Below are 9543 nucleotides of genomic sequence, written 5' to 3' on the forward strand. Positions count from 1 at the left end.
CTCTGATTAACTCAGCCCTGCTGGGTCATTTTGTATGGCTTAGTCTAAACTCCAGGATTTAACCACTGCCCAAAAATCGAATCACGCTGATCATCAGGGGCAACAAACCGATAAACGCACTCCCGATTTTCACGCTTACCCAATCGACCAACGTAGTCCAACTTCAAATCAATCTTGGCAAGTAATTTCTGTGCGATCGCTACTGGGGTCAGTTTTTCCGAGATACTCACATTCAAGTAATTCTTGATAACGTGCCTGTGCTGAACAGCCAGTGCTTTAAACTCCACCATCTTTTCATCAGTCCCCCGCAACTTAACGTCTGGCGTGAGCAACTGCAACAGATTCAGTTCTTCTAACAACAGTACAGCCGGCAACATCTGCCCCTTATTAAAATCTGGTTTCCAAACCGAATTCTCCCCAGCTTCTAACTGTGCCTTAGCCCGTTTAGTATCACGGTTTGTCAGAAACTCTCGCCCCAGCGTCAAATAATAGTGCATCCGCAGTTGAGGATACCAGCCGTCGTCATCCTTCTCCACCAAATTAGGCGTAACTTCAACTTCATAGCGACGAGACAATTCAGCCTTGCGTTGCTGGTGTCGTTCAGTTTTGGTTTTCGCCCTTGTGTCTTGCAGTTTTTTCAGTTCAGTTTGGGAGAGTTCATCAGAATTAGCGATCGCCTGACACTCAGCAGTATACAATTCTTGACTTGCCGCTTTAACCGACTCGATAACTGCCCCACTCTCATCGTCCGATGCATCGTCGGCATCAATAATGGTGTACCCATCCTCAACCAAACCTGCAAGCACAGACTCTCGATAGCGCCGCATCTCAACGTTGATGACAGAACCACGCTTACCCCAAGTCTGCAATGACTCCGGTTGAAAGTTCTGGTCAACAAAGCTTAAATCGTCATTGTCCGCCGCCGACAATAGCGCAATGTTCGCCTGTGTAGCAACGTGTTGACTTCTCAACAATCCTCCGATGGATGTAGAGCCATTACCCACAACACCCATCCCCCACTCTCGCACCCAAATGTGACGGTCAACAGTTTCCCTAACCCTTGCCAACATTTGACGCACAGAATTAACCGGCTGTACACCCTGAAAAATTCCCCATACCCCATCAAAATGTCCTCGAATGTCGATGGATACGCCAGTTTCTAAACTTGGAGATGCGATAACTAAATCGTACTGGGTGAGAATTTCGTTCAGATGAGCGATACAACCGAAAGCCGCATGAGAGGGGTCAGCAACAGATTCGCTGTCAATTCTCAGGATTCGCAATTCTGGATATTTACGACGGAACCGTTCTTCAAGCGCCTGGGTTCCCCATTTAGACTTAGCCTTTTGAGCAGAGCAACAGAGTAAATGATGCCCACCAATGGAAATCGCCCGATCAAGAGCAGCAATCAAATTCTTCGGGTTACTGCCAGAGTAGTTGTAACAGTTGCCAGCTATGTGCCGATAATTGTTGACGATGACGAAGGGATTAACTCGACATTCTCCAGCGAGTGATAAAACATACTTTACATCTGTATCTGAAACATCGGCAGAAGACAGATAAATCTTTCCCTGACTGCTGCCCAAAACATTCTGTACCAGTTGTTTGAGGTTTTTGAGAACAGATACCCGACGCTTTTGCACTTCAGTACCAGAGTTGAGCAAATGCCAGAATACCTGGTCACATTCGTCAATAATTATGACATCATTCGCCCAGTCGTTCGGGTTGAATCGCGCCTGACTTTCCTGATGCAGCGAATCAACACACACCCCATATCCTAATAATGTGCCTGTTTCATTCGTGCGGACTTCGGTAACATAGTTAACACCAAACCGATTACACAACGCCTCGCCCAATTGAATACGATGGGTGATAATTAATACCCGTCTCTCTTGGTCATGTGCTTTGGCTACCTCAGTTGCCAGCCATTCGGTTTTACCAGTGCCTTTGGGAGCCTTGAGGATAATCAGCTTTTCACCAACGGGTACGAGAAGCTGTCCGAGGAATCTTTGGTTGAGAGCGATCGCTGGCGGGTAAGTCAACAAGGTAAACAGCTTAATCTCCCACAACTCCAGTGCAACGGCAGTGTTGTAGAGTGCGTCAAATGCGGGTTGACCCTGGGCAACGATAAAATCATCAACCCCTTTTTCTGGCCCTAGCGGTAAATCAATCACTCGTAGCGAACAGCCTTCATTTACCAGCAGCCGTCCCATGCGACTGATAGCGGTTCTGACTCGCTGGACTGTCTCAGGTTTGTTGTCCTGGTCGAAGCAGATGTTAACCTGTCTCCCCTGTGTTGCAAAATGTTTCAAGTCGGGGATGAGGTTTGGCTTACCAATGGCAGTACCGTATTCATCAGTAGGTGTGCGGTATCCAGCGTTAACACCGGGGATAGCGATCGCAGCATAACCAGCAGTCAGTAACGCCCCTGCTTTTTTGACACCTTCCACGATTGTCACTGGCACATTATGCCGCCAAACCCAGTGCCAGAAACCGCCAGGGTGCTGCAAATCTTCTTCGGTGATAGGAATACCGCTACGTAGGGAAACTTTCACCCAAATGCGATTCGGCACTAAGAGGAAGAAAGCGCGTGTTTCTTCTCTGTAAGGATGCTCGTACTTGATGAATTTGTGGATCTTCTGGCGATCGCGTCGGGGGTGGTCGGGTTTGAAGCAGCCCCACATCATTACGGCGTAGTTGTTGAGGGGGTCAACGCCACTGCACCACCAGCCGCCTAGTTCAATGTGCTGGTATTTTTTCAAATCGCGATCACGCAATCGTCCATCGTTGCGGCGGGAGATTTTGGGACTGTAGAGCAGATATTCGTAAGGTGTTGTGCCGGAGAGCGATCGCGCATTCAAGTGAAAGATTTCTTCGTCAACTCCGCTGCCTCGCCATTCTTGTAAATGTTTGAAGTGAGAATCAGATTCGATTATACGCATATACCCTCCGATATTTTGACGCATGGAAATGAAGCGGCATTGCACCCATGCCGCCGGTTCAACTTGAAGTGAAGAGCTTGTGCTGGCTATGAAATCCTCAATAGCCAGCTACAGCGTTATTTACCGCCTCCCGTGTGCGGTCGAAACGTGAGATTGATTCGGGTGCTAACCATTTTGTTGGTTTTCGGAACCTGATGCAGATGTGTAGACTGACAGCCTGGGTGCATCACAAGTAGACTGCCGTGTTCCAGCCAGAAATCCGTTGGTTTGCCATTTCTCGGTTTGATTTGAAATTTGCGACATGAACCCAGGCTTACCGATGCGATTGCAGGGTTAGATCCCATCGATGCTTCGTTGTCGGAATGCCAACCAATCGAATCCTGGCCACTGCGGTACTGATTTCCGATGACAATGCGGAACTTGTAGCCAGTCAACGCAGTGATTCTGTCCCGTAAGCTAGACAGAGCTTCTGTCCACCATAGTGGTTTCAAAAACACGCTGTTCGAGTAAAGATAATCACATCCGGCATCACCATAAATGCACTCAAGGCGCGGGACGGGCATTGTTTTACCCAACATTCTGATTTGGTTCTGCTGCCACTCCAGTTTCAAGCAGTGTTGGTAGAGTCCATTGGCCTGTTCAAGGCTTAAGAAATCGGGGTAGTAAGTAATGGGTAAAACTGGGGTTGATTCAGCAAATAAATTGAGTTGTTGCATGGTAGTTTTCTGCAATTAAAAACGTGTGCTGAAGCAGTTGTTCTTAGTTTTAGTTGCTGGAGAATACTTCACGTTTCTTGAGATACTTGCTCCCAATACTCAATGACAAAATCATGGGCTTGCTGTAACACTTGAGGGAGTAAAAATAAGGGGACTTCCCAAGCCGCAATTACACTACCAGCAAAACATTCTGCAAGTTCAATCCGAATACATTCTGGTAAATTACTCTCTAAAAACTTGAGTGAATGATCTTCGTTTTCTGGTAGTTGAACAAAAAAATAATCGTCGTGCATGATATCAGCAACAAGACCATATTTTTCTGCTAGAGTTTTTCGTAAAGTGTTCATAACGAAAGGTTGAGTTAGGTAGGGAATTATTGAGAGATGACTTTTACTATTTCGGGCAACCACCGCAGTTGAAAAACAGTTTGGTTTGAAGATTTGGCAACTGCGGGAACCATGCGACCCCATTGCTTACCAGATTCAGTAGGACGATAGGGAATTTTCTTGTCATCAGTTCTGTATTGCAGTCCCGAATTTAGTAAGCAGTGGTTAACAGCCCGTGCAGACATTCCTACCACCTCACCGATTTGTGTTGGGTTGAGAAATGCGTCCTCTGCAACATTGGTTTGAGCGATGGCAGTTTTTAATTCATCGGCGGCTGGCTTAAGTGCGGGGTTAACTCTGGTGGCGGCATTAACTGCTAACTGGGCAGTGAGGGATTTGTCTAGTCCAGCAAATTCCCCCAACATCATTGCTAACTGTGCGGCTTCATGGGACGGAGCTAATGTATGTGGTGGTTCTTGCTGTAATACTTGCTCTACTTGGGTTGAGAGCATCACTTTCATTAAAGTTCTATTAGCCCAGATGCGGAATTCGACAGAAACCCATCGAGCTAAATCAATGGCGATTTCTGGGTGAATCCAAGTGCTTTGTTCGCTTCTGTATCCCTGGATATCTATCACCAATAACGATATGAGGATCTTCATATCGTTAGAAAGTGCTTGTAAATACTGCTTTGTAGACTTGAGCTTCGTGTAATCAGCCAAGAATTTCCCGTTAGCTTTGCACATCTGACTTGCATTCACGTAGCCCTTGGGTATAACATATTTACCTATTTCCCCATCTTCTTGAGGCATTTGATTAATTTCTGAGTCGTGCCAAAAATGTGTCAACATGATTCATTCCCTGAGTATTGAACAAATAATTGATTCAGGCATTCACTCGCACCAAACTTTTTTCACCAACTAATGAGAAACGATTCGATATAGTCGGTGTCTTAATTAAACTTGGCGACATTAATTCAACCATGTAAAACCAAGAATTATGCACCAGCGCAATCCCCAAAACCAGCCGTTGCTTTGTTCCCTTGTCATGAGAACAGAGGATCACTCGTTCGCCCAGAACGAAAGCAGGTTTTTGCACAGTGATGGTTTCTAATTCCCCAGTCCCAATGATTTGGTTTTGTGTAGCGTGGAGTATTTCTTTACCGCAATCAATTGAATAAATCCAATATTCGTGTTTCCATTGCATACCGCAGCAGTAACCAAATGTTCTTGTTGTGCGTAGGAAAACTCTCTCTAGCAAATTAACTGCAATAGGTGGAATTGTTCCACGCCAAGCTGGAGAAAGATACCAACTTGTTTGAAATGCGTTAATGTGGTCAATCATGCTTTTCTCCCTAATAGGTAATTAATCGCTTCAACATCAAGAGCGGCAATGCGTTTTTTAATTGATTGTGGCGGGTGATCAAAAAACTCTTTTAAATGCCATCTCCGAATTTGGTAATGTCTGGCAGAACGTTTTGTAGCTTTAAGCCATCCTCTTTTTACCCATCTTGTAACAGTTGAAAAGTTTAACTGAAGAACTTGGGCAATCTCTTTACAAGAATAGTTATCAAGAGTTGGACGGGCTGAATAGCCTAAGCTATTTAACTTTAGATAAATTGCAATTGGTGTGCGATAGAATCCTCGCCTTTTTATGATTGAAGCTATTTGTTTGACTGTATAGATTTCAGCTTTCGCCTCAATAATTGCGAGTTCTTCATCAGTCCATTTGATACTCATAATCTCACCTCCCCTATTGATGCAGAGATAGAATTGGTGTCTGCCCGTCCTTGTACAATTTGAGCGCTGATTGATTCAAAGTCCACCTGAAAAATATTCATATCTGTGGACATTGCCCCACTGTTGTAGCGGTCTACGATGTGCTGCTTAATTGCGGATTGACTCAGCCCATCAGGGATATCGATGTGCGCTTCGCTGGTAATTTTTTCTACTACTGTGACAATGACTTTCATGGCTTTTATTCCCATCTGATTAATTCAGGATTCAGAAATAAAACTTCTTCTGAACCCTGACTTGTGATTTACACCGCTCCGGCTTTTGAAGCTTGCAACTGTTGCATCCATCCGTTGATTGCCGTTAATTCATCAGCACCCTTAGCAACAGCATCAACAACCTGATAAAGCTTTTGGCGAAATTGGTTTCAATACCAGTCCTGATAATATAAAGTTCATCAGCACTTATGACAATATCCAATTTCAGGTTGTCTTTACCTTGGAATTCTTTAGTGGTCAATCGCAGTTCTGATAAGTACCCAGTTAAAGCTTTTTTGGGAACAGGGATGGTTTTATCCCTGTCAATATCGTAGTTATACCACAGGTAAGATTCTCCACCTAGCTCGGCATTTTTGACATATAAATAGATGGGTTCTGGAGGGTTGCATAAACCTAGTTTGATTTCAGTAACCATGTTCACCTCGGTTAAAGTTTCATTGATTAGTGTTTCGTGTGCAATAATGGGAATTCTGTAGCGGAAGAGAAACTTCCGTGCGTTCAGCTAAAGTAATGGCATTCCTTTAGCTGAACGCTTTTGTACTATTTAGAAGGTTCGGGGTTACGCTCTAGCTCCCATTGCAGATAGGTGAGTGCAGTGCTAGCATCGGCAATGTTTAAATCTGGCTGATACCCTACTTGCAAGAGTTGTTTGTAGTCTGGGTGCGTAGCAATTTCGGCTATCAGGGTTTGGGCTTGTTCAACTAATTGGTGGAGATGTGGGTTAGACATTTCGATGCCCAGTCGTGAACATAAATCCTCTGCCTTTACACCGAAGGTTCCTGGCTCAATCTCCGTCGCTAACTCTTCAAGCAGAGATTGGAAATTTGGGTGTTCATCGTTAATTTCAATCTCAAATAAATCTGCGCTCTTTGTAACGACAGTTGCCCAATTGGGTAAAGTCTGTGTAATGTTTTTCGCGTAAAGCTTCATGATTTTCTCCTCTGAGATTAATAACTTAAAAATCCTCGGCAATCTCCAACAAAAAGCCGCTTCTCGTGTTCTGTACTTGCACCAGTTCTCTATCCAGCAGAGTTTGAATGACTGAATCCGAGAATTGGAATTGCAAACGGTGCAGAGGAACACAGCCACCGCAAAGCTGAAGTAAACGCAGCAAATGATTAGCTCTACGGTCAAAACTGTTGTTAACCGTCTTAGGCATTTGTGAAACCTCCGGTGACTATGGCTAACTGTTGTTGCAGAATTGCTATTTGCTGTTGATGAAAGTCAATCTCTGCGCGTATCTGTGAGAATAATTCTTCAGGGGAGAGCGGCTGAATTTGATTCTCTTGCAAGTACGATGTTTCGTCAGAATTTTTATTAGGCATCAATACATAACGCCATCCTTCATCAAATTGTTCAGCTAATTCTGTACCAGAGGGATAGTAGTAAAGTCCTAGAATCGTGCCTTGTTCTGTACGTTGATCCAAAGCAAAGCGAGGGTAGCCCCAGTGTTGGGGGATTGAGATCGTAGGTTGCATTGATTTAATGGGGATTGGTGAATAAATAATTAGGGAAAGGGGGAAAGGGCAAAGGGGAAGGGAATGAAGAAATTTACCTTTCCCCCTTACCCTTTAACCTTTTCCCAGGCGAAGCCCAAGACTTACACCGTGACTAACTCCGCTCTCTCCAGCAGTCGTTGCAATCTATCGCCAGTTAGCTGTTCTAACGGTTGGTCTAAAAAATATTCATCAAAAATGGATTTACCATCAGTAGACACGTCCACCATCGACAATGAGCGCACAGCATCAAGCACAGAGTTAGAATACTGCTGCTGGGCTGAATAACGCCTCTTCACCCACCAGTTACCGTCAGTGCATCCGACTTGCCCCAGTTTCACGCCGTTGTTGTTGTAAATCCCATCGTCGAGGATTTCAAACCCGTAATTCTGGCACTCGTTGAAGATATGCGCCATGATTTGGTTTTCGGTCGAAGAGGAAAGCATGGGGGCAGAGGCGCAGAGGGGCAGAGGAGAAAGTTGTTGTAAGTTTTTCCCCTCTGCACCCCTGCTCCCCTGCACCTCTGCTTCTTCTTGCACAGGTAATGAGCCGTCTTTATGGTGAGTGCAGATGAAGCGATCGCAACGCATTAGAGTGTTGGCACGAAATACTTCTTTGTCGTTGACTACTACTACCCAGCGTTGCGTTAAATGGTTGTCGTCATGGCTGATGCTGGCTACCAGTTTGTCATCAGCGTAATATTCGTGATGGTCAAAAGAGATTTCGACTATTGTGAGGAGTTCGGGAGCTACAACTTGGGCTTGGTCGATGATGTAGCTGTCGAGTTCGGCTTGAGCAAGGGCTTGGTTGTCAACTTTCTGAAGCTTGGTGGATTGGTGGGTGATGATTGCGTTTATCCAGGTTTGGGCCGCTCTTTTGTCCCCGGTGGGTGTTACGCCACGTTCAGCTGCGATTCTTTTGAGACGGGGGACGGTGTAACGAGAGAGGGCTTGCTGTGTGTAGGTTGGATGGGTCATAATAGAAACTCCTGTAAAAAGGTCAAAGGGTGATCGCAGAGCCTACGAAACTTGAGCGGTCGCCTTTTGTTTTGTATGTTTCTATTTTACCGTTACCAACGGACAAAGGTCAAGCAACAACAGTAATTATTTTGGCAGTATCGAAAAAATCGGTAATATCGGCATTCAGTGCTTCACATAAAACGTTAACAACCTCTACTGAAACAGTAATTGTTCCACTTTTAAGGCGGGTAGCATAATAGTCAGGCTGCTCTAACTGCTGAATATATTGATGTGCAACCTTTAGTCCAAGGTCAGTAGTTTTTTGCTCAAGCTGACGACGGGGGATATTTCCGCGTAATTCTGTTAATTTTTTGGCTTGTTTATTACCCCATTTAAATGTAGCAATATGTTCAATATCTATCATCGTAGTAATTTTTTTACCGTTGCTACTTGCCAGCATAACATTTTAGGTTTATTGTTGTAAGCAGTAATAAAGTACCTTACAGGGAGGTGGCATAACCGTTCATGTCATCAACTTTGTATCACTATGCAACAACTCAGGACAGCGAGCGTCTTGGCTAGTTAAGGAAAGTTGCTCTAAGTTGAGTCATAGAAGTAAAAATCAAGGAGGCGATCGCTTCTCTAAGAAGATTGGGCTGTGGGGATGAACGATAATATCAGATGACCCAAAAGACAAAACATCGTAATGTATGGCTTTTGATATATGCTGCTAGTTCATCAGTCAAAGGTATTTCTTCCTCTAAAGCCCCATGATTTCAGGGAAACAGGATTTTTACACCAAAATTAAAAAATGACAAACCCACAAGTGTTACAAACAGCAATCAATGGTGCAGCTAACGCCCAAACGAAACTGCATCAAGTCATTCACGAACTGCGGCACGGGTCTGGTTGCTGAAGCGAAACAACTGGTAGCGCGGCAGATTACGGTGTTGGCAAACGCGCGGATGGTGCTGTAGTTTCACAAAATTAGGATTTAAGCATCCTAAAGAGGAGTTGCATATTGAGATAGTAAAAGACATCTCCGAAAACGATCAAAGCCTTTATGTAGCTAGGCTGTAGTCTATAAATGTAA

At 44.6% G+C, this 9543-nt stretch carries 12 protein-coding genes and 1 pseudogene; all 13 read right to left on the reverse strand.

Annotation, left to right across the window (positions count from 1 at the left end; all coding sequences use genetic code 11):
• Positions 1-44 precede the first annotated feature (44 nt).
• Complete coding sequence (locus ABF638_RS34855; protein ID WP_435027362.1) at positions 45-2942, reverse strand: plasmid replication protein, CyRepA1 family; 2898 nt, start codon at positions 2940-2942, stop codon at positions 45-47.
• Between the two features lie 116 nt (positions 2943-3058).
• Complete coding sequence (locus ABF638_RS34860) at positions 3059-3673, reverse strand: alpha-ketoglutarate-dependent dioxygenase AlkB family protein (protein WP_435027363.1); 615 nt, start codon at positions 3671-3673, stop codon at positions 3059-3061.
• Positions 3674-3726: 53 nt separating this feature from the next.
• Entirely contained in the window at positions 3727-4005 is a 279-nt protein-coding gene (locus ABF638_RS34865; RefSeq protein WP_152590947.1) for a hypothetical protein, read from the reverse strand.
• A 26-nt stretch (positions 4006-4031) separates the two neighbouring features.
• On the reverse strand, positions 4032-4835 hold the full coding sequence (locus ABF638_RS34870; RefSeq protein ID WP_435027364.1) for a KilA-N domain-containing protein: 804 nt from the start codon (positions 4833-4835) through the stop codon (positions 4032-4034).
• Positions 4836-4869: 34 nt separating this feature from the next.
• The gene (locus tag ABF638_RS34875; RefSeq protein WP_435027365.1) at positions 4870-5328 is read right to left on the reverse strand and encodes a DUF1392 domain-containing protein; all 459 of its coding nucleotides are present in this window, start codon (positions 5326-5328) and stop codon (positions 4870-4872) included.
• Positions 5325-5723: a helix-turn-helix domain-containing protein gene (locus tag ABF638_RS34880; RefSeq protein ID WP_435027366.1), complete on the reverse strand. Its 399-nt coding sequence runs from the start codon at positions 5721-5723 to the stop codon at positions 5325-5327. The genes ABF638_RS34875 and ABF638_RS34880 overlap by 4 nt, the downstream gene beginning before the upstream one ends.
• Positions 5720-5956 carry a hypothetical protein gene (locus ABF638_RS34885; protein ID WP_190964911.1) on the reverse strand — a complete coding sequence of 79 codons (237 nt, stop codon included), beginning with the start codon at positions 5954-5956 and terminating at the stop codon, positions 5720-5722. Before ABF638_RS34885 ends, ABF638_RS34880 begins: the two co-directional genes overlap by 4 nt.
• A 163-nt stretch (positions 5957-6119) precedes the next feature.
• Positions 6120-6410 (reverse strand): annotated as a pseudogene (locus ABF638_RS34890) (hypothetical protein); the annotation flags it as partial.
• A gap of 125 nt (positions 6411-6535) precedes the next feature.
• Positions 6536-6925: a hypothetical protein gene (locus ABF638_RS34895; RefSeq protein WP_435027367.1), complete on the reverse strand. Its 390-nt coding sequence runs from the start codon at positions 6923-6925 to the stop codon at positions 6536-6538.
• Positions 6926-6950: 25 nt separating this feature from the next.
• Complete coding sequence (locus ABF638_RS34900; protein ID WP_435027368.1) at positions 6951-7154, reverse strand: hypothetical protein; 204 nt, start codon at positions 7152-7154, stop codon at positions 6951-6953.
• Entirely contained in the window at positions 7147-7473 is a 327-nt protein-coding gene (locus tag ABF638_RS34905) for a hypothetical protein (RefSeq protein ID WP_435027369.1), read from the reverse strand. The genes ABF638_RS34900 and ABF638_RS34905 overlap by 8 nt, the downstream gene beginning before the upstream one ends.
• Positions 7474-7595: 122 nt before the next feature.
• Entirely contained in the window at positions 7596-8468 is an 873-nt protein-coding gene (locus ABF638_RS34910; protein WP_435027370.1) for a hypothetical protein, read from the reverse strand.
• A gap of 109 nt (positions 8469-8577) precedes the next feature.
• Positions 8578-8910 carry a hypothetical protein gene (locus ABF638_RS34915; protein ID WP_104910176.1) on the reverse strand — a complete coding sequence of 111 codons (333 nt, stop codon included), beginning with the start codon at positions 8908-8910 and terminating at the stop codon, positions 8578-8580.
• Positions 8911-9543: the final 633 nt, after the last annotated feature.

The organism is Nostoc sp. CALU 1950 (assembly GCF_051172895.1).
Lineage (GTDB): Bacteria > Cyanobacteriota > Cyanobacteriia > Cyanobacteriales > Nostocaceae > Nostoc > Nostoc edaphicum_A.